At 72.6% G+C, this 23,164-nt stretch carries 21 protein-coding genes; 16 read left to right on the top strand and 5 right to left on the bottom strand.

Features of this window, described 5'->3' with window-relative positions; translation table 11 throughout:
- Positions 1–34 precede the first annotated feature (34 nt).
- Positions 35–787, top strand: coding sequence for a proteasome subunit alpha (gene prcA, locus ACFYT9_RS33530; RefSeq protein ID WP_376603061.1), 753 nt, complete (start codon positions 35–37; stop codon positions 785–787).
- 63 nt (positions 788–850) lie between these two features.
- On the opposite strand, the gene ACFYT9_RS33525 is transcribed toward prcA, so the two are convergent.
- Positions 851–1,870, bottom strand: coding sequence for a LacI family DNA-binding transcriptional regulator (locus tag ACFYT9_RS33525; RefSeq protein ID WP_389169688.1), 1,020 nt, complete (start codon positions 1,868–1,870; stop codon positions 851–853).
- Between the two features lie 145 nt (positions 1,871–2,015).
- Between ACFYT9_RS33525 and ACFYT9_RS33520 the strand changes: the two genes are divergently transcribed.
- The 12 genes from ACFYT9_RS33520 to ACFYT9_RS33465 all read left to right on the top strand — a co-directional run bounded on the left by ACFYT9_RS33520 (position 2,016) and on the right by ACFYT9_RS33465 (position 15,060).
- On the top strand, positions 2,016–3,287 hold the full coding sequence (locus tag ACFYT9_RS33520; RefSeq protein WP_387280609.1) for an MFS transporter: 1,272 nt from the start codon (positions 2,016–2,018) through the stop codon (positions 3,285–3,287).
- Positions 3,288–3,356: 69 nt separating this feature from the next.
- Positions 3,357–4,718 carry a Pup--protein ligase gene (gene pafA / locus ACFYT9_RS33515; protein WP_376604105.1) on the top strand — a complete coding sequence of 454 codons (1,362 nt, stop codon included), beginning with the start codon at positions 3,357–3,359 and terminating at the stop codon, positions 4,716–4,718.
- Positions 4,719–4,836: 118 nt separating this feature from the next.
- Positions 4,837–5,772 (top strand): FKBP-type peptidyl-prolyl cis-trans isomerase, encoded by a 936-nt coding sequence (locus tag ACFYT9_RS33510; RefSeq protein WP_387270683.1) that lies wholly within the window; start codon positions 4,837–4,839, stop codon positions 5,770–5,772.
- Positions 5,773–5,868: 96 nt separating this feature from the next.
- A complete protein-coding gene (locus ACFYT9_RS33505) occupies positions 5,869–6,249 on the top strand; it encodes an FKBP-type peptidyl-prolyl cis-trans isomerase (protein WP_376604101.1) in 381 nt (126 codons plus the stop codon).
- 128 nt (positions 6,250–6,377) lie between these two features.
- On the top strand, positions 6,378–7,334 hold the full coding sequence (locus ACFYT9_RS33500; protein WP_387270682.1) for a helix-turn-helix transcriptional regulator: 957 nt from the start codon (positions 6,378–6,380) through the stop codon (positions 7,332–7,334).
- A 16-nt stretch (positions 7,335–7,350) separates the two neighbouring features.
- The gene (locus ACFYT9_RS33495) at positions 7,351–8,304 is read left to right on the top strand and encodes a helix-turn-helix transcriptional regulator (protein ID WP_376601658.1); all 954 of its coding nucleotides are present in this window, start codon (positions 7,351–7,353) and stop codon (positions 8,302–8,304) included.
- Positions 8,305–8,380: 76 nt separating this feature from the next.
- A complete protein-coding gene (locus tag ACFYT9_RS33490; protein WP_387270681.1) occupies positions 8,381–8,629 on the top strand; it encodes a hypothetical protein in 249 nt (82 codons plus the stop codon).
- Between the two features lie 171 nt (positions 8,630–8,800).
- A complete protein-coding gene (locus ACFYT9_RS33485) occupies positions 8,801–8,998 on the top strand; it encodes a hypothetical protein (protein ID WP_376601661.1) in 198 nt (65 codons plus the stop codon).
- A 186-nt stretch (positions 8,999–9,184) separates the two neighbouring features.
- Positions 9,185–9,481: a Sec-independent protein translocase subunit TatA gene (gene tatA / locus ACFYT9_RS33480; RefSeq protein ID WP_376601662.1), complete on the top strand. Its 297-nt coding sequence runs from the start codon at positions 9,185–9,187 to the stop codon at positions 9,479–9,481.
- Positions 9,482–9,608: 127 nt separating this feature from the next.
- A complete protein-coding gene (gene tatC, locus ACFYT9_RS33475) occupies positions 9,609–10,520 on the top strand; it encodes a twin-arginine translocase subunit TatC (protein ID WP_389169719.1) in 912 nt (303 codons plus the stop codon).
- A 177-nt stretch (positions 10,521–10,697) separates the two neighbouring features.
- Complete coding sequence (locus ACFYT9_RS33470; protein ID WP_389169681.1) at positions 10,698–13,526, top strand: DEAD/DEAH box helicase; 2,829 nt, start codon at positions 10,698–10,700, stop codon at positions 13,524–13,526.
- Between the two features lie 166 nt (positions 13,527–13,692).
- Positions 13,693–15,060, top strand: a complete 1,368-nt coding sequence (locus ACFYT9_RS33465) for a cytochrome P450 (protein ID WP_389169678.1) — start codon at positions 13,693–13,695, stop codon at positions 15,058–15,060.
- Between the two features lie 51 nt (positions 15,061–15,111).
- Here ACFYT9_RS33465 and ACFYT9_RS33460 read toward each other — a convergent pair whose 3' ends face one another.
- Together ACFYT9_RS33460 and ACFYT9_RS33455 are read right to left on the bottom strand one after the other, a co-directional pair.
- Positions 15,112–16,086 carry an ADP-ribosylglycohydrolase family protein gene (locus ACFYT9_RS33460; protein WP_389169676.1) on the bottom strand — a complete coding sequence of 325 codons (975 nt, stop codon included), beginning with the start codon at positions 16,084–16,086 and terminating at the stop codon, positions 15,112–15,114.
- Positions 16,087–16,090: 4 nt separating this feature from the next.
- Positions 16,091–17,002: a hypothetical protein gene (locus tag ACFYT9_RS33455; RefSeq protein ID WP_389169716.1), complete on the bottom strand. Its 912-nt coding sequence runs from the start codon at positions 17,000–17,002 to the stop codon at positions 16,091–16,093.
- Between the two features lie 210 nt (positions 17,003–17,212).
- On the opposite strand from ACFYT9_RS33455, the gene ACFYT9_RS33450 reads away from it, so the two are divergent.
- Entirely contained in the window at positions 17,213–17,866 is a 654-nt protein-coding gene (locus ACFYT9_RS33450; protein ID WP_389169673.1) for a MerR family transcriptional regulator, read from the top strand.
- Between the two features lie 60 nt (positions 17,867–17,926).
- Here the strand turns inward: ACFYT9_RS33450 and ACFYT9_RS33445 are convergent, their stop codons facing one another.
- Both ACFYT9_RS33445 and ACFYT9_RS33440 read right to left on the bottom strand, forming a co-directional pair.
- Positions 17,927–18,775 (bottom strand): siderophore-interacting protein, encoded by an 849-nt coding sequence (locus ACFYT9_RS33445; RefSeq protein ID WP_389169670.1) that lies wholly within the window; start codon positions 18,773–18,775, stop codon positions 17,927–17,929.
- 103 nt (positions 18,776–18,878) lie between these two features.
- Positions 18,879–19,799 (bottom strand): 5'-3' exonuclease H3TH domain-containing protein, encoded by a 921-nt coding sequence (locus tag ACFYT9_RS33440; protein ID WP_389169713.1) that lies wholly within the window; start codon positions 19,797–19,799, stop codon positions 18,879–18,881.
- A 423-nt stretch (positions 19,800–20,222) separates the two neighbouring features.
- On the opposite strand from ACFYT9_RS33440, the gene ACFYT9_RS33435 reads away from it, so the two are divergent.
- Both ACFYT9_RS33435 and ACFYT9_RS33430 read left to right on the top strand, forming a co-directional pair.
- Complete coding sequence (locus tag ACFYT9_RS33435; protein ID WP_389169667.1) at positions 20,223–21,272, top strand: glycine betaine/L-proline ABC transporter ATP-binding protein; 1,050 nt, start codon at positions 20,223–20,225, stop codon at positions 21,270–21,272.
- Entirely contained in the window at positions 21,265–23,073 is a 1,809-nt protein-coding gene (locus tag ACFYT9_RS33430) for an ABC transporter permease/substrate binding protein (protein ID WP_389169664.1), read from the top strand. The genes ACFYT9_RS33435 and ACFYT9_RS33430 overlap by 8 nt, the downstream gene beginning before the upstream one ends.
- Positions 23,074–23,164 lie beyond the last annotated feature (91 nt).

The following is a 23,164-nucleotide window of genomic DNA, read 5'->3' as shown; positions in this document are numbered from 1 at the left end:
CCCCTCACAGCCCAGAAGAAAGGGACGAGCGCCGGTGTCCACACCGTTCTACGTCTCACCCCAGCAGGCCATGGCCGACCGCGCGGAGTACGCCCGCAAGGGCATCGCGCGCGGCCGCAGCCTCGTGGTCCTCCAGTACGCCGACGGCATCGTCTTCGTCGGCGAGAACCCGTCCCGCGCCCTGCACAAGTTCAGCGAGATCTACGACCGCATCGGCTTCGCCGCCGCGGGCAAGTACAACGAGTACGAGAACCTGCGCATCGGCGGCGTCCGCTACGCCGACCTGCGCGGCTACACCTACGACCGGGACGACGTCACCGCGCGCGGCCTGGCGAACGTCTACGCGCAGACGCTGGGCACCATCTTCTCCAGCGCCGGCGAGAAGCCGTACGAGGTGGAGCTGGTCGTCGCCGAGGTCGGCACCGAGCCGTCCGGCGACCAGATCTACCGGCTGCCGCACGACGGCTCCATCGTGGACGAGCACGGCTCGGTCGCGGTGGGCGGCAACGCGGAGCAGATCAGCTCCTTCCTGGACCAGCGGCACCGGGACGGCATGTCGCTCGCGGAGGCCTTGAAGCTGGCCGTGCAGGCGCTCTCCCGGGACACCAACGGCACGGAGCGGGAGATCCCCGCCGAGCGTCTCGAGGTGGCGGTCCTGGACCGGACCCGTCCGCAGCAGCGCAAGTTCAAGCGGATCGTCGGCCGGCAGCTGGTGCGTCTCCTGGAGGCGGACAACGCGGCCCTGGCGAAGACGGACGAGCCCTCGGACGAGGTGTCCGAGGAGTAGACGAGCCCGTACGCGCGCAGGGGCCCGATCCTGGTGGATCGGGCCCCTGCGCGCGTGAAGGGCTCAGACGGCCGGTGCCGGGCCGGTGGAGCCGCGCGGGACCAGCTCGACGGGGAGGACGTCCGAGCGGGCCGGTTCGCCCGCCAGGACGGCGAGCAGCGCCTCCATGCCCCGGCGCCCGAACTCCTCGGCGGGCAGGCGGACCGTGGTCAGCTCCGGCTCGACCGCCGTGGCCAGGGCCATGTCGTCGAAGCCGGTGACCGACAGGTCCTCCGGGACGCGCAGGCCGAGCCGGTGCGCGGCCTTGCAGACGCCGGCCGCGAGGATGTCGTCGTCGCAGATCACCGCCGTGGGGCGGGGACCGGGCGCGGCGAGGGCCGCTCCGGCCGTCTCCCGTGCCGCCGCGACGGTGAGCGGCGACCGTACGGTGCGGACCTCCGCGTCCCGCAGGGCGTGCGCGAGTGCCGCGGCCCGGACGTCGAAGGTCCACGACGGGGCCGCCGACGCCAGGTGCAGGAAGCGGCGGTGGCCGAGGCCGAGGAGATGGGCGGTGACCAGCCGCATGCCCTCGGCGACGTCGAGGTTGACGCGGGCAGCGGCGCCGGCGCCCGCCGGGTCGCTGTCGAGCATCACGAGCGGCAGGTCACTGCCGCGGAAGGCGTCCAGGGCCTCGGTGGCCATGGAGGAGGCCAGCACGCCGTCCAGGGCCGCCTGGGCCGAGGCGAAGGGGTCGCGGGCGGGGCCGACGCCGTCGGGGGAGGGGTAGAGGACGACGCCGAAGCCGTGCTCGGCGGCGACCGCCGCCGCGCCGGTGTAGACGTGCGCGAAGAACTCGTTGGTGAGCGCCGGCACCACGAGCAGGGCGGTACGAGTGCGGCCCAGGCGCAGATTGCGGGCGGCGAGGTTGGGCCGGTAGCCGAGCTCGCGGGCGGCGTCCCGGACGGTGCCGGCCGTGCGCTCCGACACGCGGCCCCGCCACTTGTCGCCGAGGACGAGGGAGACGGTGGCCTGCGAGACGCCCGCCACCCGGGCCACGTCCCTGCTGGTCGGACGCGGGGCGCCGGGGGTTTCGGTGGTCTGCACGGGGCCTCCGCGTCGGACGCTGTCGGTGGGGCGCTGGTCGGTGGTGCGCGGGCGCGGGGTGGACCCGCGTCACGTCGCCATGGTACGTATGACGATGGAAGTTATACGTAAAACCTCGGCGTGAGCCGACGGAGGGGAGACCCGCATGGCCACCGAGGCCACGGCACACGGCGGCTACCGCGACATCCTGCGGGCGCCGCACGCGCTCCGCCTGCTCACCGGCACCCTGGTCGGCCGGCTGCCCAACGGCACCGGCCCCGTGGCCATGACCCTCTTCGTCCGCGACCAGGGCGGCGGCTACACCCTCGCGGGCGGCCTCGTCGCCGCGTACGGCGTCGCCAACGCCCTCGGGCAGCCGCTCCTCGGCCGCGCCGTCGACCTCAAGGGCCAGCCGCGGGTCCAGCTCCCCGCCGCGGTCCTCTCCGCCCTCGGCATGGCCCTCTTCGCCCTCGTCGGCATAGGCAACCTCCCGCTCGCCTACGCCGCCGTCGTCCTCGCCGGATTCTTCACCCCGCCCCTGGAGGGCGGCCTGCGGGCGCTCTGGCCCAGCGTCCTCGGCCGCGAGGACCGGATCCACCGCGCGTACGCCCTCGACGCGGTCGCGCAGGAGGTCATGTTCACCGTCGGGCCGCTCCTGGTGACCCTCCTCGTCGCCCTGCAGTCGCCCGCCGCCGCCCTCCTCGTCATCAACCTCCTCGGGGTCCTCGGGGCGCTCTCCGTGGTCCTCTCCGAGCCGTCCAGGGCCTGGCGCTCCGCACCCCGCGAGGCCCACTGGCTCGGTGCGCTGCGCTCGCGCGGGCTGCTCGCCCTGCTGGGCTCCTTCTTCTTCGTCGGGCTCGCCCTCGGCTCCATCACGGTGGCCGCCGTCGCCTACGCCGACGACCGCGGCACCCCGTCCGTCTACGGCTGGCTGATGGCCGCCCTCGGCCTCGGCGCGCTCCTCGGCGGCGTCCTCTACGGAGCGCGGCAGTGGGCCGGAGCGCCCGAGCGCCGGCTGCGCGTCCTGGTCGCCCTCCTCGCGCTCTGCTACCTGCCCCTGACGCTCACCCCGGGACCGGTCGCCATGGCCGCGCTCTCGGCCCTCGCCGGCGTCTTCCTGGCCCCCGTCCTCGCCTGCGCGTTCATCGTGGTGGACCGGCACGCCCCGGCCGGCACCGTCACCGAGGCGTTCTCCTGGCTGGTCACCACCTTCGGCGTCGGCGCGGCCCTCGGCTCGGCCGCCGCGGGACCCGCCGTCGAACTCTCCGGAACCGTCGCCGGGTTCGCCGTGGCCGGGGCGGGCGGCCTCGCGGCTCTGCTGGTGCTGCTCGCCACCGGCCGGGTCCTGAACGATCCCGACGCGCCCGGCCGCCGGACGCGACACGCCGCGAGCGGGGGCGCCGTCGCCCCCGCGCACAGCGAAAAGAACGCCCTCTGATCGGAAAATGATCGGAACGGGAACGCTCAACCCGGTTTCAGCACACGCCGTCAGGCGTAATGTTCAGACATGGACCGCCGCATTTTCGGGCTGGAGAACGAGTACGGCGTCACGTGCACGTTCAGGGGACAGCGCCGACTGTCACCTGACGAAGTGGCGCGGTACCTCTTCCGCCGAGTCGTGTCATGGGGCCGCAGCAGCAACGTCTTCCTGCGGAACGGCGCCCGCCTGTACCTCGACGTGGGTTCGCATCCGGAATACGCCACACCGGAATGCGACGACGTGATCGAACTCGTCACCCACGACAAGGCAGGCGAGCGCATTCTCGAAGGTCTTCTCGTGGACGCCGAACGCCGCCTGCACGAGGAGGGAATCGCGGGCGACGTCTATCTCTTCAAGAACAACACCGACTCCGCCGGAAACTCCTACGGCTGCCACGAGAACTATCTCGTCGCCCGCCACGGAGAGTTCTCCCGCCTCGCGGACATCCTCATCCCGTTCCTGGTCACGCGTCAGCTGATCTGCGGCGCGGGCAAGGTGCTCCAGACCCCGCGCGGCGCCGTCTACTGCGTCTCCCAGCGCGCCGAGCACATCTGGGAGGGCGTCAGCTCCGCCACCACCCGCTCCCGGCCCATCATCAACACCCGGGACGAGCCGCACGCCGACGCCGAGCGCTACCGCAGGCTCCACGTCATCGTCGGCGACTCGAACATGTCGGAGACGACCATGCTCCTCAAGGTCGGCGCCACCGACCTCGTGCTGCGCATGATCGAGGCCGGCACGGTGATGCGCGACCTGACCCTGGAGAACCCGATCCGGGCCATCCGCGAGGTCAGCCACGACATCACCGGCCAGCGCAAGGTGCGCCTGGCCAGCGGCCGCGAGGCGTCCGCGCTGGAGGTGCAGCGCGAGTACTTCGACAAGGCGTCCGACTTCGTCGACCGCCGCGGCATCCGCTCCGGCACGATCGCCCAGGTCCTGGAACTGTGGGGCCGCACGCTCGACGCCATCGAGCAGGAGGAGCTGGACCGCATCCAGACGGAGATCGACTGGGTGATGAAGTACAAGCTCATCGAGCGCTACCGCGCCAAGCACAACATGACCATGTCGAATCCGCGGGTCGCCCAGATAGACCTCGCCTACCACGACATCCACCGCCGCCGCGGGCTCTACTACCTGCTCCAGAAGAACGGGCAGGCGGCGCGGATCTGCAACGACGTGAAGATCTTCGAGGGCAAGTCCGTGCCCCCGCAGACCACCCGGGCCCGGCTCCGCGGCGACTTCATCCGCCGCGCCCAGGAGCAGCGCCGGGACTTCACCGTCGACTGGGTCCACCTCAAGCTCAACGACCAGGCGCAGCGGACGGTCCTGTGCAAGGACCCGTTCCGCTCGGTCGACGACAGGGTGGAGAAGCTGATCGCCGGTATGTAGGACGATCACAAGAGCAGGTCGGGGCCCCGCGCGTGCGACGCGCGGGGCCCTGGACGTCACAGCCGGGTCCCCTAGAGTGTCCGGACAACTACTGTGCCGTCTGAGATCTGAGGAACACGTGCGCCGACTTGCCGGCCTTCTCGTCGTCCCGCTGCTGCTGCTCTCCACAGCGGCGTGCGGCAACGAAACCAAGGGCTCCGATAACGCCTCGATGACCAACGGGCTGCCCGCCATCACCGCGGGCGAGAAGTTCGGCGAGAAGCCGACCCTGTCCAAGGGCGAGGGCGACCCGCCCAAGGAGCTCAAGGTCAACGTGATCAGCGAGGGCGACGGCCCGGTCACCAAGGACGGCGACGCCCTCCAGGTCAACTACCTCGGTCAGACCTGGGACTCGACGACCCCCTTCGACAACAGCTTCGACCGCGGCGAGCCCTTCACGGTCACGCTCGGTGCCGGAGAGGTCATCAAGGGCTGGGACCAGGGTCTGAAGGGCCAGAAGGTCGGCAGCCGCGTCGAGATCGGCATCCCGCCGGAGCTCGGCTACGGCGAGCAGGGCTCCCCGCCGAGCATCAAGGGCGGCGCCACCCTCGTCTTCGTCGTGGACATCCTGAAGGCGACCACCATCCCGAAGTCCGCCGAGGGCACCGACGTGGCCCAGGAGAACAAGGACCTGCCCAAGGTCGGCACCAACACCGACGGCAAGGCCCCCTCGCTGACCGTGCCGAAGACCGACGCGCCGAAGACGCTGGTCTCGAACTACGTCATCGAGGGCAAGGGCGAGGCCGTGAAGGCCACCGACACCCTGACCGTCCAGTACCAGGGTGTGCTCTGGAACGGCACGCCGTTCGACAGCTCCTACGAGCGCGGCGCCCCGGCCACCTTCCCCCTCTCCGGCGTCATCCCCGGCTGGACCAAGGGCCTGGACGGCAAGAAGGTCGGCAGCCGGGTGCTCCTCGTCGTCCCGCCGGCCGACGGCTACGGCGACAAGGGCCAGGGCAAGGTCCCGCCGAACGCCACCCTGGTCTTCACCGTCGACATCCTCGCCAAGCGATAGCGGGTTCCCGCGCGATCCGGCCCGCCGCACGGTAGGTTGTCCGGGTCGCACGGACCATCGTCCGCGCGGTCACACCCGTTTGAGGAGCACACTGCAGTGAGCATCGAGAAGCCCGAGGTCGACTTCCCGGGCGGCGAGCCGCCGGCCGACCTGGAGATCAAGGACATCTGGTCGGGCGACGGCGACACCGCCGAAGCCGGTGACACGGTCAACGTCCACTACGTCGGTGTCTCCTTCGACTCCGGCGAGGAGTTCGACGCCTCCTGGAACCGCGGCACCCCGCTCGAGTTCCCGCTCGGTGTCGGCATGGTCATCAAGGGCTGGGACAAGGGCGTCCAGGGCATGAAGGTCGGCGGCCGCCGCCAGCTGATCATCCCCCCGCACCTCGCCTACGGCGACCAGGGCGCCGGCGCCAAGATCGGCCCCGGCGAGACGCTGATCTTCGTCTGCGACCTCGTCGGCGTGAAGAAGGCCTGACCGGCCGCACCAGCCCGACCGAGGGCCCCCGCCTCCGCGGCGGGGGCCCTCGGCTTTTGTCCGGAGACCCCGGGGCGGTACGGTCGGACGTCCGAGAACGGAACCGGGGAAGAGGGTGCAGGGCGTCCATGGCGATTGCCAAGGCCGAGCGGCTCATGAATCTCGCGCTGTGCCTGCTCGGGACGCGCCGCGCGCTCAGCAAGCGCGAACTGCGCGGCTCCATCGAGGCGTATCTGGAGGCCAGCGGGGACGAGGCCTTCAACCGCATGTTCGAGCGGGACAAGGACGACCTCCGCGAGCTCGGCCTCGTCATCGAGACCGTCGAGAACCTCGACGGCGAGACCGGCTACCTCGCCCGCCGCGACTCCAACCGCCTCCCGCCCATCACCCTGGACGCCGAGGAGGCCGCCGCGCTCGGCCTCGCCGCCCGGGTCTGGCAGCAGGCCCGCCTCGCCGGAGCCGCCAGCGGCGCCCTCCAGAAGCTGCGCGCCGCCGGCATGCCCGAGGCCGAGGACACGTACGAGATCCAGCCCAGCGCCCTCGAAACCCGGATCCCGGTCCACGAGGCCGCCTTCGAGCCGCTGATGCTCGCCTGCCGCGACCGGCGCCCCGTGGTCTTCGATTACCGCAAGGCCAACGCCGCCCGCCCCGAGCCCCGCCACGTCGAGCCCTGGACGCTGGAGTGCTGGCGCGGCCACTGGTACCTGGCGGGCTGGGACCGCGACCGCGGCGCCGAGCGCGTCTTCCGCCTCTCCCGCATCACCGGCAAGGTCCGCTCCCGGGCCGGCGCCTTCACCGCGCCCGTGCCCGACGCCGTCACCGTCCGCGAGACCGTGGAGAGCTGGGCGGGAGAGACCGCCACCCGCTCCGCCCGGATCCGCCTCCGGACCGGCTGCGGCTACCCGCTGCGGGCGCGCGCCGTCGAGGTGCGCGAGGGCTCCGACGGCTGGGACGAGCTGGAGATCCCGTACGGGCACGGCCTCGACGCCTGGCTCGTCGAGTTCGGCCCCGACGTCGTCGTACTGGAACCGGCCGACCTGCGTGCCGACGTGGTAGAGCGGCTGCGCGCCGTCGCCAAGGGCTGAGGGGGACACGAACCGCATGGCTGCCAACGCGATCGACCAGACGAGGCGGATGCTCTCCCTCGTCACCTACCTCCGCGAGCGCCCCGGCGCCCACGTCGCCGACGTGGCCCGCGCCTTCGGCATCACCGAGGACGAGCTGATCTCCGACCTCGACGTGCTGCCCATGTGCGGCACCAGCTTCCGGGGCGGCGACCTCCTCGACATCGACACCGACGGCGACCGGATCTGGTGGCACAACCCGGACGATGTCGCCGAGCCCCTCCGGCTCGCCGCCGACGAGGCCACCGCGCTGCTCGTCGCCGCTCGGGCCGTCGCCACCCTGCCCGGACTGCGCGAGGGCGACCGGGACGCGCTCCTGCGTGCCACCGCGAAGCTGGAGGCCGCCGCGGGCGAGGCCGCCGGCGCCAGCGCCCGCCTCTCGGTCACCTTCGAGTCCGAGGGCGGCGTCTTCGCCGAGGTCGACCGGGCCATCTCCGAGCGCAAGCGGCTCTGGGTGCGCTACTACTCGCCCGCCCGCGACGAGCTCACCGAGCGCGAGGTCGACCCCATCCGCCTCTTCGCCGTCGGTCACACCTACATGGAGGCGTGGTGCCGCCTCTCCGAGGCGCGCCGCACCTTCCGCCTCGACCGGGTGGCCGAGATCCGGATCCTGGAGGAGGCCGCCGCGCCGCCGGAGCTGGAACTGCGGGACCTGTCCGAGGGACTGGTCCAGCCCTCGGCCGACGACCCCGAGGTGGTGGTCGAGGTCGGACCCGGCGGGCGCTGGGTCGCCGAGTACTACCCGCACGACCGGGCCGAGGAACTGCCCGACGGCTGTCTGAGGATCACCCTGCGCACCCCCGACCCGGCCTCGCTGAAGCGGCTCGCGCTGCGGCTCGGCAGCGACGGGCGGATCGTCTCGCCGACCGGTCTCGCGGAGAGCGCCCGCGCCGCGGCGGCCGCCGCGCTGGCGGCGTACGAGAGCGTGTGAACCGTCCTCGGACGGCGCCGCGCGGGGCGGGCGCCGGGGAGGGCCAGGGGATTCGAGACAGGGAGAGTTGAGGGATATGTCCATGATGCCCGGTCTGTCGGTGACTCCGGTCCTCTTCAAGGCCGCCTGCCCCGACTGCCGCTGCCGCTTCGAACTCGCCGCGGGCGCCCTGCGTCTGGCCATCGGAGCCAGCCACCGCACCACCTTCTACTCCTTCACGTGCCCCGAGTGCGGCAGCGCCGTTCGCAAACCCGCCGGCGAACGCATCGTCGAACTGCTCACCGGCGGCGGCGTCCGCACCCTCCGCCTCCACACCACCGCCTGAACCGCGACCTCGGTCTCCGCATCGCCGCAAGGAACCGCACCCTCGGCCTCCGTGCCCACGGCCGAAGGAGCCGCACCCTCGGCCCCCGCGCCACGGCCGAAGGAGCCGCACCTTCGCTCTCCGCGCCACCGCCCGAACCCCGCCCCTCACCCCACGGACTAGGCTCGGCACATGCTCTGGCCCATGCTCGCGATCGCCCTCGGCTTCCTCGGTCTCGCCGTCCTCGGCGTCCTCGCCGTCAAGGTCTTCCTGGAGGTCCGGCGGCTCGGCCGTCAAGTGGCCGTCACCACACAGCGCATCCAGCGCGCCGCCGACGACCTGGAGAACGCCGCCACCGGACTGGCCCGAACCAGCCGTTCCCTGCCCTGATTCCACTGCCCTAGGCTGCCCTGATCACCCCAGATCAGGGCTCCACGGACGCAATCGGGAGTATGCACGGGCATTGCCCGACGTTTACTCCTGCGGGTTACGATCGCAGACAGCGCGGTGGCCGGACGCATGTCCGACCGGCCGGGCACGCACCCCAAGCCGCCTCGGTGAGAAGAGAGACCAGCCATGTTCCGTCAGATCGGTCCCCTTGAGATCAGCCTCATCCTGCTGGTCGTCGTGCTCCTCTTCGGCGCCAAGAAGCTCCCGGAGATGGCCCGCTCCCTCGGCAAGTCGGCCCGCATCCTGAAGAGCGAGGCCAAGGCCATGAAGTCGGAGAACCAGGACGCCGCCACCCCCGCCGAGGCCCCGGCGGCCCCGGCCGACCAGGCCGCCCCCGCCGCCCAGCGCACCATCAAGGCCGCCCCCGGCGACGTCACCGGCGGCCGTCCCGTGACCGAGGCGTCGGACTCCACCCAGCGCTGACCCGCTCCGCCCAGCGCCGCACCGTTCGCCCCGCACGTACGCCGCCCAGCGGCCTGCCCGCACGAGATGAGGACGTGGGTTGCCGAAGTCTGCCCGCATGAACAAGGAGAAGGATCCCGAGGGGCGCATGCCTCTCGCCGATCACCTCCGCGAGCTGCGCAATCGCCTGGCCAAGGCGATGCTGGCGATCGTCGTCGCCTCAGTGGTGGCGGTGTTCTTCAGTCAGCAGCTGATGGATTTCCTTTCGTCCCCCGTGCCGAAGTGCGCCCCGAACAGCTCCGTCGCGGACAACACCGGCGGTCGCTGCGTCGTCCTCGCCTACCAGACCATGCTCTCCCCCTTCACCTCCACGGTGAAGGTGGTCATGCTGGCCGGCCTCATCGCGTCCAGCCCGGTCTGGCTCTACCAGCTCTGGGCCTTCATCGCGCCCGGCCTGCACAAGAGCGAGAAGAAGTACACCTACTGGTTCGCCGCCATCGCCGTCCCCCTCTTCGCGGCCGGCGCCTACACGGCGTACCTGATCATGCCGGTGAGCATCCGGGTCCTCATCAGCATCACCCCCGAGGTCGCCTCCAACTTCCTCTCCCTCGACGACCTCCTGGACTTCACCACCAGGATGGTGCTCGTCTTCGGCCTCGCCTTCGAGCTGCCCCTGCTGCTGATCATGCTCAACCTCACCGGCGTGGTCACCGGCAAGCGGATGGCCGGCTGGTGGCGGGCCATGGTGATGGGCACCTTCGTCTTCGGAGCCGTCGCCACCCCGTCCACGGACCCCCTCGGCATGATCGCCCTCGCCGGACCGATCATCGTCCTGTACTTCATCGCCGTCGGCTTCTCCCTGCTGAACGACCGGCGCCGGGCCCGCCGCAACCCCGACGCCGAGCTCTCCGACGACGAGGCATCGGTGCTCGACCACACCCCCGAGCCCGTCGGCGCCCTCGACCCCGTCCCCACCGCCCGCGCCCTGCCCGAGCAGGCCGGCGGTGACACCGACGGGGCACGGGCCCACCGCACCGGCGGCTACGACGACATCACCTGACGCGGACGGCTGTGAGGCCCCCGGACCGGAGTCCGGGGGCCTTCGCCATGCGCGGCGCCCTCACCCTCCGCGTCCGACCTGCGACAACCCGTCCACCGGGCCCCGCCGGCGCCCGCTGCGAGGACCCCGATAAAGATCGCGTGACTGTCGGAGGGGGCGGGTAGGCTCGATGACAAGATGACAGAGGACCTCACCCCAGCCGAGCCGTACGCGGCCGCACTCGCGCGCAACGCAGAGCAGGTCACCGCACTGGCCCCCTTCCGAGAGATGTACGAATTCGGACTGGACCCGTTCCAGATCGAGGCGTGCCAGGCTCTCGAAGCGGGCAAGGGCGTGCTCGTCGCCGCGCCCACGGGCTCCGGCAAGACCATCGTCGGCGAGTTCGCCGTCCACCTCGCCCTCACCCAGGGCCGCAAGTGCTTCTACACGACCCCCATCAAGGCGCTGTCGAACCAGAAGTACGCCGACCTCGTCAAGCGGTACGGCGCCGACAAGGTCGGCCTGCTCACCGGGGACAACAGCGTCAACGGCGACGCACCCGTCGTCGTCATGACCACCGAGGTCCTCCGCAACATGCTCTACGCGGGGTCCCAGGCGCTCTCCGGCCTCGGCTACGTCGTCATGGACGAGGTCCACTACCTCTCCGACCGCTTCCGCGGCGCCGTCTGGGAGGAAGTGATCATCCACCTCCCCGAGTCGGTCACCCTCGTCTCCCTCTCGGCCACCGTCTCCAACGCCGAGGAGTTCGGCGACTGGCTCGACACCGTCCGCGGCGACACCGAGGTCATCGTCTCCGAGATCCGCCCCGTCCCCCTCTGGCAGCACGTCCTCGCCGGCCGCCGGATGTACGACCTCTTCGAGGAGGAGACCGACCACGGCGGCCGCGGCGCCTCCCGCCGCGAGGTCAACCCCGACCTCCTCCGCCTCGCCCGCACCGAGAACTCGCGCACGTACAACCCGCGCGACCGCCGCCGCGGCAAGATGATCCGCGAGGCCGACCGCGAGCGCGAGCGCCGCCAGCGCTCCCGCATCTGGACCCCCGGCCGCCCCGAGGTCATCGAGCGGCTCGACGCCGAGGGCCTCCTCCCCGCCATCACCTTCATCTTCAGCCGCGCGGGCTGCGAGGCCGCCGTCCAGCAGTGCCTCTACGCCGGCCTCAGGCTCAACGACGACGCCGGCCGCCTCCGCGTCCGCGAGATCGTCGAGGCCCGCACCGCCTCCATCCCCGACGAGGACCTCCACGTCCTCGGCTACTACGAGTGGCTGGAGGCGCTGGAGCGCGGCATCGCCGCCCACCACGCCGGCATGCTCCCCACCTTCAAGGAGGTCGTGGAGGAGCTCTTCGTCCGCGGCCTCGTCAAGGCCGTCTTCGCCACCGAGACCCTCGCCCTCGGCATCAACATGCCCGCCCGGTCGGTCGTCCTGGAGAAGCTCGTCAAGTGGAACGGCGAGCAGCACGCCGACATCACCCCGGGCGAGTACACCCAGCTCACCGGCCGCGCCGGCCGCCGCGGCATCGACGTCGAGGGCCACGCCGTCGTCCTCTGGCAGCGCGGACTCGACCCCGACCACCTCGCCGGCCTCGCCGGCACCCGCACCTACCCGCTGCGCTCCAGCTTCCGGCCCTCCTACAACATGGCGGTCAACCTGGTCGACCAGTTCGGCCGGCACCGCTCCCGGGAGCTCCTGGAGACCTCCTTCGCCCAGTTCCAGGCCGACCGCTCCGTCGTCGGCATCTCCCGCCAGGTCCAGCGCAACGAGGAGGGACTGGAGGGCTACCGCGAGGGCATGACCTGCCACCTCGGAGACTTCGAGGAGTACGCGCGGCTCCGCCGCGACCTCAAGGACCGCGAGACCGAACTCGCCAAGCAGGGCGCCGCCCAGCGCCGCTCCCAGGCTGCCGCCTCCCTGGAGAAGCTGAAGCCCGGCGACGTCATCCACGTCCCCACCGGCAAGTTCGCCGGTCTCGCCCTCGTCCTCGACCCCGGCATCCCCGCCGGCCGCACCAACGGCCACCGCGGCTTCGAACACCACGACGGGCCCCGGCCCCTCGTCCTCACCGCCGAGCGACAGGTCAAGCGCCTCGCCTCCATCGACTTCCCCGTCCCGGTGGAAGCCCTGGAGCGGATGCGCATCCCCAAGACCTTCAACCCGCGCTCCCCGCAGTCCCGCCGCGACCTCGCCTCCGCGCTGCGCTCCAAGGCCGCGCACATCAACCCCGACCGGCACCGCAAGCAGCGCTCCGGCGCCGCCGACGACCGCGAGATCGCCCGCCTGCGCGCGGCCATCCGCGCCCACGCCTGCCACGGCTGCGACGAGCGCGAGGACCACGCCCGCTGGGCCGAGCGCTACCACCGCCTCCAGCGCGACACCAAGCAGCTGGAGCGGCGCATCGAAGGCCGGACCAACACCATCGCCCGCACCTTCGACCGGATCGTCGCCCTCCTCACCGAGCTCGACTACCTCCGCGCCGACGAGGTCACCGACAACGGCAAGCGGCTCGCCCGCCTCTACGGCGAACTCGACCTGCTCGCCAGCGAGTGCCTCCGCGAAGGCGTCTGGGAGGGCCTCGCCCCCGCCGAACTCGCCGCCTGCGTCTCCGCCCTCGTCTTCGAGGCCCGGCAGGCCGACGACGCCGTGGCCCCGAAGGTGCCCGGCGGCCAGGCCAAGGCAGCGCTCGGCGAGATGGTCCGCATCTGGGGCCGCCTCGACGCCCTGGAAGAGGAATTCAAGATCAACCAGGCGGAGGGCGTCGGCCAGCGCGAACCCGACCTCGGCTTCGCCTGGGCCGCCTACCAGTGGGCCTCCGACAAGAGCCTCGACGAGGTGCTGCGCGAGGCCGAGATGCCCGCCGGCGACTTCGTCCGCTGGTGCAAGCAGGTCATCGACGTCCTCGGACAGATCGCCGCCGCGGCACCGAAGGAGAACAGCACGGTCTCCAAGAACGCGCGCAAGGCCGTGGAGTCGCTCCTGCGCGGAGTGGTCGCGTACAGCTCGGTCGGCTGACGCCCCCTCAACTCCCGTTCGAAGGGCCCGTGGTGGGGACACCACGGGCCCTTTCGTGCGAACTCCGGCAGTTGTCCACAGGCGGTTGTCCACAGGGGTGGCGCGCTGCCGGAGCCTCCGCTTGCATGGACTCGTACACAGGGAGAGCGAGGGGGAGGGGACGCACGTGACCACGCACGCCGGCGCAGGGACGGGGATCACCATCGCCGAAGGACCACGCGGAGTGCCGCTCCTCGGCAACCTCCCCGCCTTCGGGAAGGACCCCCTCGCCTTCTTCGAACAGCTCCGGGACCGGGGCGACTTCGTCCGCTGGCGCTTCGGACCCAGCCCCGCCCTCTTCATCGCCCACCCGGACGCCATCGGCGAACTCCTCACCGAGGTCGAGAACACCTTCGACCAGCCCGACCTTGGCATCGCCATCCGCACCCTCCTCGGCAACGGCGTGGTCGTCGCCAAGGGCCGCGACTGGCGCCGCAAGCGCTCCCTCGTCCAGCCGTCCGTCCGCCCCAAGCAGGTCCGTTCCTACGCGGCCACCATGGCGGAATGCGCCGTCGCCCTCGCCGACCGCTGGACCGACGGACAGCGGATCGACATCAAGAAGGAGATGGCCGCCCTCACCCAGCTCATCGCCGTCCGCACCATCTTCGGCGCGGACACCGCCGCCGACGCCGAGGCCATCGGCCGGGCCATGGACATCGCCCAGCAGGAGATCGGGGCCGAACTCAGCGGCATCGGAGCCCTCCTGCCCGACTGGATCCCGACCCCCGGCCGCGCCCGCGTCAAGCGGGCCACCGCCGTCATCGACGCCGAGGTCGCCCGCATCGTCTCCCGCCACCGTGACGGCGAGGACCGCCCCGACCTCCTCAGCCGGCTCCTCACCGCCCGGGACGAGACCGGTGCCCGCCTCTCCGACCGCGAGATCCGCGACGAGACGGTCACCCTCTACATCGGCGGCCACGAGACCACCAGCTCCACCCTCGTCTGGGCCTGGTACCTCCTCTCCCGCAACGAGAAGGCCCGGCGGGCGCTCACCGAGGAGCTCGACCGTGTCCTCGCCGACCACGAGCCCGGCCACGACGACTACGCCTCCCTCACCTACGCCCAGGCCGTGGTCAAGGAGACCCTCCGCCTCTACCCCACGATCTGGCTCCTCACCGGCATCGCCAAGGAAGGCGCCACCCTGGGCGGCAGCCCGATCCCGCCCGGCACCCGCGTCTGGTCCAGCCAGTGGTCCACCCACCGCGACCCCCGCTGGTACGCCGACGCCGACAGCTTCCGCCCCGAGCGCTGGCTCGCCGGCGACGAGGGCCGGCCGGCCGAGGAGATCCCCGAATACGCCTGGTACCCCTTCGGCGGCGGCCCCCGCGTCTGCCTCGGCACCCGCTTCGCCCTGGTGGAGGCCGTGCTCGTCCTCGCCGTCCTCGCCCGCCGCTACGACCTGGACGTGGACCCCGAGGAGATACGCCCCGTCCCGAGCCTCACCCTCCAGCCGGACCGCGAGGTACGGGCCACGGTCCGCGCGCGGCGCGGGTGAGGGGAGGAGCAGGCCGGGCACTGAGTGGGAGTGGGGTCAGCGGGCACGTGGTCACCCGGCCGGCTCGCCCGGTCGTCCGGCCCTCCGGTCGCCCGGCGACGAGCCGGTGACGAGGGCGAGTGCCAGGGCGCGCAGTCCGTCCGCGTCGAGGACGCGGCCGCCGAAGCCCGGGAGGGGGACGTGCAGCGTGGCCGTCCAGCGGTCCGGGATCGCCCCGGCGCCGTGGACGGCGCCGGCCAGCATGCCGGTGACGGCCGCCACGGTGTCCGTGTCCCCGCCCAGGTCCACGGCGGCCACCAAGGCGTCCTCGAAGGTCCCGGTGGTGCGCAGCGCCCACACGGCGGAGCCGAGACAGGGCCAGACGGCGCCGTTGAACTCCGTCGCGTCCTCCGGCCGCCAGCCGGGTGTCAGGACCGTGGCCCAGCGTTCCCGGTGTCGTGGGGCCAGTTCGGCCAGGGCGTCCGGGATCACGGCCAGGGGGTCCTCGCCGAGGAGGGCGACCCGGACCAGCTCGTGCAGGAGTGCGGTGCCTTCCCAGGCCGCCCGGTCCCCGTGGGTCAGGGCGGCGAGCCGGCGGCCTGCCTCCATCGTGGCCGTACGCCCCCGGGGCGCGAAGTGGACGGCTGACGTGGAGGCCCGCATCAGGCAGCCGTTGCCGGCGCCACGGCCCTCCACCTGGAAGTCCAGGGCCGCGGCCAGGTCCCACGGCTCGCCGCCCAGCAGTACCCGCTCCGTCAGGAGACCGATGTCCTTCGGGTCGGCCGCCGCCCAGCGCCGGAAGCGGGCGAACACGTCCGGCAGGTCGAGCCCGCCCCGTTCGAGCAGCGACTCGCCGACGAGCACGGCCATCTGGGTGTCGTCCGTGGCCTCACCCGGATCCCAGCCGCCGCCCCCGCACAACTCCCCCGCGCCGTCGGGGAATCGGGCGCGGAACATGCCGGCGGGGCCGAACTCGAAGGGCGCGCCCAATGCGTCGCCGACCGCGGAGCCGAGGACGGCGCCCACGGCGCGGTCGGATGGGGTCATGGCGTCAGCGTAGGCGGCTGGGGCGCGGGGTCGGGGGCGGGGTGGGGGAGGGGGCCGAGGGGGTCCCTCGGAGGGTCAGGAGGGTGGCGGCGGTGGTGAGGGTGGCGATCGTGGCGGCTGTGATGAGGGTGGTGGCGTCGGGGTGGAGGAGGGGCTGGCCGCGGAGGGCCTGCCAGGTGAGGAGGGCGAAGACGGCGGTGTAGGCGGCGGAGGCGGTGAGGACGAGGCGCAGGCGGAGCAGGGGGTCGGTGAGGCGGGGGAAGCGGGGGGCCAGGGCGGCGAGGACGAGGAGCACCAGGGGGAGCAGCTGGAGCGCGTGCATGCCGAAGAAGTGGGCGATGCGGAGGTCGCCGCCGGTGGTGGCCCAGCCGGTGACCGGGAGGGAGGGGCCGCCGTCCGGGACGCCGACGCTGTGGGCGCCGACGATCGGCGGGTCGGTGGCGGAGAGTTGGTCGGAGGTGGGCTGGGCCATGAGGAAGCCGACGGCGGCGCCGGCGAGGGCGATCAGTGAGGAGAGGCGGACCGCCCAGGCGGTGGCGCGGTCGAGGATGCGGGCGCGCAGCAGGAGGACGGCGATGGTGAGGGCGGCCAGCCAGAGGACGACCACGGTGATGCCCATGGCCTGGAAGACGGCGGAGTCGAACGGGGTCTCCTGGTTGAAGTGGCTCTGCCGGCCGCGGACGACCTGAAGGGTGATCAGGACCATCTCCAGGACGCCGGCGGCCGTGACGACGGTCCCGGCCCACCAGCCCGTCCGGCGTCCTCGCGGCAGCAGGCTCAGCATCCAGGCGAGCGACAGCGAGTAGGCGACGAACGACACGGCGAACTTGAAGGGCTTGGACCAGATCGGGGCGCCGACCAGGGTCCGGTCGTCGAGCAGGATCCCGCCCGCGCTGACGAGGGCGAAGACGCCCATCGAAGCGGCGAACCAGAGGAGCGGCCGGTGCAGGCGGCCGCCCGGGGGCGGGGACGTGGAAGTGGACGCGGGCATGGGTGTGCGCGTGGACATACGGATCCCCCCGTAGTCAGTATGGATAGTGGCGCTTGCCGCTATCTGATAGTGCCACTATCTATGATGGAGGGGAGCCCGGCAAGGCCGGAAAGGCAGGCGAAAGGTGAACGCGCGGTGCGCATCGGTGAGTTGAGCCGCAGGACCGGGGTCTCGGTGCCCACGATCAAGTTCTACGTACGGGAGGGGCTGCTCCCGGCCGGCCGGCTGACGAGCCCGAACCAGGCCGCGTACGAGGAGACGCACGTGCGGCGGCTCCGCCTCATCCGTGCCCTCATCGATGTGGGAGGGCTGTCCGTCGCGGCCGTGCGCGAGGTGATCGCGGCCGTGGACGACACCGGCCGGCCCGTGCACCGCCTGCTGGGCGAGGCGGCCGAGCGCATGGTGCCGCGGTACGGCGGCGAGCCCGCCGCGGGGGAGGAGGGGGCTCTCTCCGAGGCGCGCGAGCGGGTCGGCGGGCTCATCGAGGAGCGGAACTGGCGCTGCCATGCGGACAGTCCGGCGGCCGAGGCACTGGCCGTGGCGCTCGCCGCGCTGGAGTCCGTCGGGCACGAGCGGTTCGGCGAGGTCCTCGGCGCCTACGCGGACGCGGCCGAGCGGGTCGCCCGGGCCGACCTGGAGTACGTCGCCCGCCACGTGGCCCGCGAGGAGCTGGTGGAGAGCGTCGCCGTCGGCACGGTCCTCGGCGACGCGCTCTTCGGCGCGCTCCGCCGCCTCGCCCAGATCGACGCCTCGTCCCGCCTCTTCGGCGGCAAGGAGCGGGTGGAGTGAAACGCGGGAGGGGGCGGGAGCCGTGTCGGCTCCCGCCCCCTCCCGGGTGCGTTCGGATGGTCAGGCGCTCTGCGGGGGCTCCTGCTCCCGCTCCACCTGCTCGTTCCACTCGCGCTTGATCGCCCGCCACGCCTCGTCGGTCTTGCCCAGGCGCCAGTAGCCGGAGATGGACAGCCGCTCGCGCTCCACCTGGCGCTCCACGCGCAGGTGGCGGCGGAGCTCCTTCACGAAGCCGGCCTCGCCGTGCACGAAGGCGTGCACGTCGCCCGCCGGGAAGTCCAGCTCCCGCACGGCCGCGACGAGCGCCTCGCCGACCGGGCGCCCGGCCCGGTGCAGCCAGGTCACCTCGATGCCGGCCTCGGTCGCGAACTTCTGCTCGTCGGCCTCGTCCTCGATCTCCACGAAGGCGTGCACCGTCGCCCCCGCGGGCAGCCGCTCCAGCGCCACCGCGATCGCCGGCAGCGCGCTCTCGTCGCCGACGAGGAGGTGCCAGTCGGCCGCCGGGTCCGGGGCGTAGCCACCGCCGGGGCCGAGGAACCTGACCGTCTCGCCGACCTGGGCGCGGGCCGCCCAGGGGCCCGCCAGGCCCTCGTCGCCGTGGACCACGAAATCGAGGGTCAGCTCACGGTGGACCGGGTCCCAGGCGCGCACGGTGTACGTACGGGTGGTCGGCCACTCCTCGCGGGGCCGCTCGGCCCGGATCCGCTCCATGTCGAACGGCTCCTGGTAGGTCACCCCCTCGGGGGCGAAGAGCAGCTTCACGTAGTGGTCGGTGTACGCGTCGGCGTCGAAGCCGTCCAGGCCGGGGCCGCCGAGGACGACCCGGACCATGTGCGGGGTGATCCGCTCGGTGCGCACCACCTGCGCTTCGGTGGCCCTGGGGGCCTTGCGGGCCGGCTGCTCTGCCACGGCGGGACTCTCCTGACTGCGCGGGGCCTGACGGTATGCGGTTGTGCCGCGTGGCCCACCCGGGACTGACTTAGGTATGCCTAAGCTAGCACTCCTGGGTCGGTCACGTCCCGGTACGGCCGCCCGCGAGCACCGGCAACAGCCGGGCCACCGCGCCGCCCAGGTTCCAGCGGGCCGCCAGCTCCTCCAGCGCCGCCGGGTCCCGGGGAGCCGCCGGGAGCGCCGGGTCGAAATCGGGCAGCGGCACGTCCCGCGCCACCCGTACGACGGTCGGTGCCACGTCCAGGTAGGCCGCCGCCTCCACGATCCCGCGCCGCTTGGCCGGGGTGAGCTTCGAGGTGCGGTCCTCGGCGGCGGCCCGCACGCCCGCCAGGTCGCCGTACTCCGTGATCAGCTGCGCGGCCGTCTTCTCGCCGATGCCCTTCACGCCGGGCAGGCCGTCGCTGGCGTCGCCGCGGAGGGCGGCGAAGTCGGCGTAACGGTCCGGGCGGACCCCGTATCTGGTACGGATCAGCTCGTCGTCCACGAGGTCGCAGTCGCCGACGCCCTTGCGCGGGTACAGCACCCGGACCGCCCGCTCGTCGTCGACGAGCTGGAAGAGGTCGCGGTCGCCGGTGACGATGTCCACCGGCCCCTTCGCCCGCTCCGTCAGCGTGCCGATCACGTCGTCCGCCTCGTAGCCCGCCGCGCCGATCCGGGCGATGCCGAGCGCCGCGAGGACGGACTCGATCACCGGGACCTGGGGGGAGAGGGTGTCGGGGATCTCCTCCTCGTCCGGCCCGGTCGCCGTCTCCTCGGCCACCCGGTGCGCCTTGTACGAGGGGATCAGGTCCACCCGCCACTGCGGCCGCCAGTCGTCGTCCCAGCAGGCCACCAGGTCGTCCGGCCGGTGGTCCTGGACCAGCCGGCCGATGAAGTCGAGCAGTCCCCGCACGGCGTTCACGGGCGTCCCGTCCGGGGCCCGGACCGAGTCCGGCACGCCGAAGTACGCGCGGAAGTAGAGGCTGGCGGTGTCCAGGAGCATCAGGCGTCGCGTCACCCCCCGATCATGCCCCACCCCACCGACAGCCGGGCGGATCCGCCCACGCCCGCCCGCCCCGGGGCCCCGGGACGACCCGCCCCGGGCGGCCCCCGGGACCACCCGCCCCCGGCCGCCGGAGCCGATCGCCGGGACCGACCGCCCCCGGCCCCCGGGACGGCCGTCCCCGCTCCCCGTTCGGTGCGTTCCCGGCCGCCGGAGCGGTCCCGCTCGACGGCGTTCGTGACCCCCGTCACCTTTGCGTTTGTGCCCACAGGCCCGGGGCAGGCGCGTGCCCGGAGCGGACCCGGTAAGGGGCCCTGAGCTAGGGGCCCCGTACGCGACGGGTGTGCGGGCAGATCCCGCCGCGCTCCACGGCCCGGTCGCGGGGGTGGCGGGCCGTCCCTCCCTGCTACCCGTGAGGTGAATGTGTCCAGGCTCCAGGCCGACCACCTGTTCAAGGTGTTCGGCAGACGCCCCGCCGAGGAATCCGACGCCGTCCGCGCCCTGGTCGCGGGCGCCGACCGCGACGCGCTCCGCGAGGACGGCATCACCGCCGCCGTCGTCGACGCGTCCTTCGTCGTCGAACCGGGGCAGATCTTCGTGGTCATGGGCCTCTCCGGATCCGGCAAGTCGACCCTCCTGCGCATGCTCAACGGCCTGCTCGAACCGACCGCCGGCCGCGTCCTGTATGACGGCGAGGACCTCACCGCGCTCTCCCCCCGCGCGCTGCGCGAGGTCCGCTCCCGTCGCGTCAGCATGGTCTTCCAGCACTTCGCGCTCTTCCCGCACCGCACCGTCCTGGAGAACGCCGGCTACGGCCTGGAGGTCCAGGGCGTCCCGCGCGCCGAGCGCGAGAAGCGCGCCGCCGAGGCCCTGGAGCTGTGCGGCCTGGCCGGCTGGGAGAAGTCCTGGCCCGACGAGCTCTCCGGCGGCATGCAGCAGCGCGTGGGCCTGGCCCGGGCGCTCGCCACCGACGCCGACCTGCTCCTCATGGACGAGTCCTTCAGCGCCCTCGACCCGCTGATCCGCCGCGACATGCAGGACCAGCTCCTCGTGCTCCAGAAGAAGCTGAAGAAGACCATCGTCTTCATCACCCACGACCTCAACGAGGCCATGCGCCTCGGCGACCGCATCGCCGTCATGCGCGGCGGCCGGATCGTGCAGCTCGGCTCCGCCGAGGACATCCTCGTCCGGCCCGCCGACGACTACGTGGCCTCCTTCATCCAGGACGTCGACCGCTCCCGGGTGCTCACCGCCTCCGCCGTCATGACCGACGCCGAGGGCCCGGCCGACCCGGACGCGCCGGTCGTCGGCCCGGACACGCTCCTCGCCGACCTCTGCGCCCTCGCCGCCGCGGGCCCGCACCCGGTGACCGTCCAGGACGCCGGCGGCTCCACCCTCGGAGTCGTACAGAAGGAAAAGCTTCTCGCCGTGCTCGGCGGGCTCGCGGCCGAGGAGGTGACCGTCAGTGCCTAGGCTTCCCCTCGGCTCCTGGGTCGACAGCTCCGTCGACTGGCTCCAGGCGCAGTTCTCCTGGCTGTTCGACGCCATCAGCTCCGGCATCACCGGCCTGTACGACGGCATCGACGCCGTCCTGTCGGCGCCGCAGCCACTGCTCCTCGCCGGCATCCTCGCCGTCGTCGCCTGGTGGCTGCGCGGCCTCGCCGCCGGTCTCCTCGCCTTCGCCGGGTTCGCGCTCGTCGACTCCGTCCAGCTGTGGGACGAGGCGATGGCGACGCTCTCGCTGGTCCTCGTCGCCACCCTCGTCACCCTCGTGATCGCGGTGCCCCTCGGCATCTGGGCGGCCCGCTCGAAGACGGTCAGCGCGGTGCTGCGGCCCGTCCTCGACTTCATGCAGACCATGCCGGCGATGGTCTACCTCATTCCCGGCATCATCTTCTTCGGCGTCGGTGTCGTCCCCGGCATCATCGCCACCATCGTCTTCGCGCTGCCGCCCGGCGTCCGCATGACCGAGCTCGGCATCCGCCAGGTCGACGCCGAACTCGTCGAGGCCGCCGAGGCGTTCGGCACCACCCCGCGCGACACCCTGGTGCGGGTGCAGCTGCCGCTCGCCATTCCGACGATCATGGCCGGCGTCAACCAGGTCATCATGCTGGGCCTGTCCATGGTCGTCATCGCCGGCATGGTCGGCGGCGGCGGACTCGGCGGCGCCGTCTACCGGGCCATCGGCAACGTCGACATCGGCCTCGGTTTCGAGGCCGGCGTCTCCATCGTCGTCCTCGCCATGTACCTCGACCGCATGACCGGCGCCCTGGGCCGCCAGGTCTCCCCGCTCGGCCGCCGCGCGATCGCCAAGGCCCGCGCGGTCACCGCCCGCCGCCGCACCGCGCAGCTGTGGGCCCACCGCCCGCAGCCCGTCACCGCGCTCGTCGGCATCGTCGTCCTCGCGCTCGTCGCGGGCGGCTCCGGCTTCCTCGGCGGCTCCGGCGCCACCTCGACCACGGCCGCCGGCGCGGGCTCCGGCCACGGCAAGAAGATCAGCATCGGCTACATCCCCTGGGACGAGGGCATCGCCTCCACCTACCTGTGGAAGGAGCTCCTGGAGCGCCGCGGCTACGAGGTCGAGACCAAGCAGCTGGAGGCCGGCGCGCTCTACACCGGTCTGGCCGGCGGGCAGCTCGACTTCCAGACCGACGCCTGGCTGCCCGTCACCCACGCCCAGTACCTGGAGAAGTACGGGAACAAGCTGGAGGACCTCGGTTCCTGGTACGGCCCGACCTCCCTGGAGCTGTCCGTCCCCTCGTACATGAAGGACGTGAAGTCCCTCGCCGACCTCAAGGGCAAGGGCGACCGCTTCAAGGGCCGCATCGTCGGCATCGAGCCCAGCGCCGGGATGATGGGCATCCTGAAGGACAAGGTCCTGAAGGAGTACGGCCTGGAGGGCGAGTACGAGGTCGTGGACGGCTCCACGCCCGGCATGCTCGCCGAGCTCAAGCGCGCGTACGAGCGCGAGGAGCCGGTCGTCGTCACCCTCTGGTCGCCGCACTGGGCCTACTCCGCCCACGACCTGACCAAGCTCGCCGACCCGAAGGGCGTCTGGGGCAAGGGCGACGGCGTGCACACCCTGGCCCGCAAGGGCTTCAGCGAGGACAACCCCGAGGTGGGCGCCTGGCTGAAGGACTTCAAGCTCACGGAGAAGCAGCTCACCGGTCTGGAGCAGCAGATCCAGGAGACCGGCAAGGGCAAGGAGCAGCAGGCCGTCCGCACCTGGCTGGACGCCCAGCCGGGCCTCGCGGAGCGGCTGGCCCCGCAGTGACCCAGGCGGGCGGGGGGGGGGGGCGCCGGCGGGGCGCCCCCCCCGCCCCCCCCCCCCGGGTGGGGGGGGGCGCGCGTCGGCCCACCCCGCG

The organism is Streptomyces sp. NPDC004435, assembly GCF_042873895.1.
GTDB lineage: Bacteria > Actinomycetota > Actinomycetes > Streptomycetales > Streptomycetaceae > Streptomyces.
The sequence above is the reverse complement of the archived record's forward strand: the minus strand, read 5'-3'. Positions and strand labels throughout refer to the sequence as shown.

Excerpts from the sequence above, each read along its gene's own strand:
- ACFYT9_RS33485 (WP_376601661.1), top strand. The coding sequence starts at position 8,801 with ATGCTCTGGCCCATGCTCGCGATCGCCCTCGGCTTCCTCGGTCTCGCC.
- ACFYT9_RS33495 (WP_376601658.1), top strand. The coding sequence starts at position 7,351 with ATGGCTGCCAACGCGATCGACCAGACGAGGCGGATGCTCTCCCTCGTC.
- ACFYT9_RS33490 (WP_387270681.1), top strand. The coding sequence starts at position 8,381 with ATGTCCATGATGCCCGGTCTGTCGGTGACTCCGGTCCTCTTCAAGGCC.
- tatC (WP_389169719.1), top strand. The coding sequence starts at position 9,609 with ATGCCTCTCGCCGATCACCTCCGCGAGCTGCGCAATCGCCTGGCCAAG.
- ACFYT9_RS33500 (WP_387270682.1), top strand. The coding sequence starts at position 6,378 with ATGGCGATTGCCAAGGCCGAGCGGCTCATGAATCTCGCGCTGTGCCTG.
- ACFYT9_RS33440 (WP_389169713.1), bottom strand. The coding sequence starts at position 19,799 with ATGCTCCTGGACACCGCCAGCCTCTACTTCCGCGCGTACTTCGGCGTG.
- tatA (WP_376601662.1), top strand. The coding sequence starts at position 9,185 with ATGTTCCGTCAGATCGGTCCCCTTGAGATCAGCCTCATCCTGCTGGTC.
- ACFYT9_RS33460 (WP_389169676.1), bottom strand. The coding sequence starts at position 16,086 with ATGACCCCATCCGACCGCGCCGTGGGCGCCGTCCTCGGCTCCGCGGTC.
- pafA (WP_376604105.1), top strand. The coding sequence starts at position 3,357 with ATGGACCGCCGCATTTTCGGGCTGGAGAACGAGTACGGCGTCACGTGC.
- ACFYT9_RS33455 (WP_389169716.1), bottom strand. The coding sequence starts at position 17,002 with ATGGGCGTCTTCGCCCTCGTCAGCGCGGGCGGGATCCTGCTCGACGAC.
- ACFYT9_RS33470 (WP_389169681.1), top strand. The coding sequence starts at position 10,698 with ATGACAGAGGACCTCACCCCAGCCGAGCCGTACGCGGCCGCACTCGCG.
- ACFYT9_RS33520 (WP_387280609.1), top strand. The coding sequence starts at position 2,016 with ATGGCCACCGAGGCCACGGCACACGGCGGCTACCGCGACATCCTGCGG.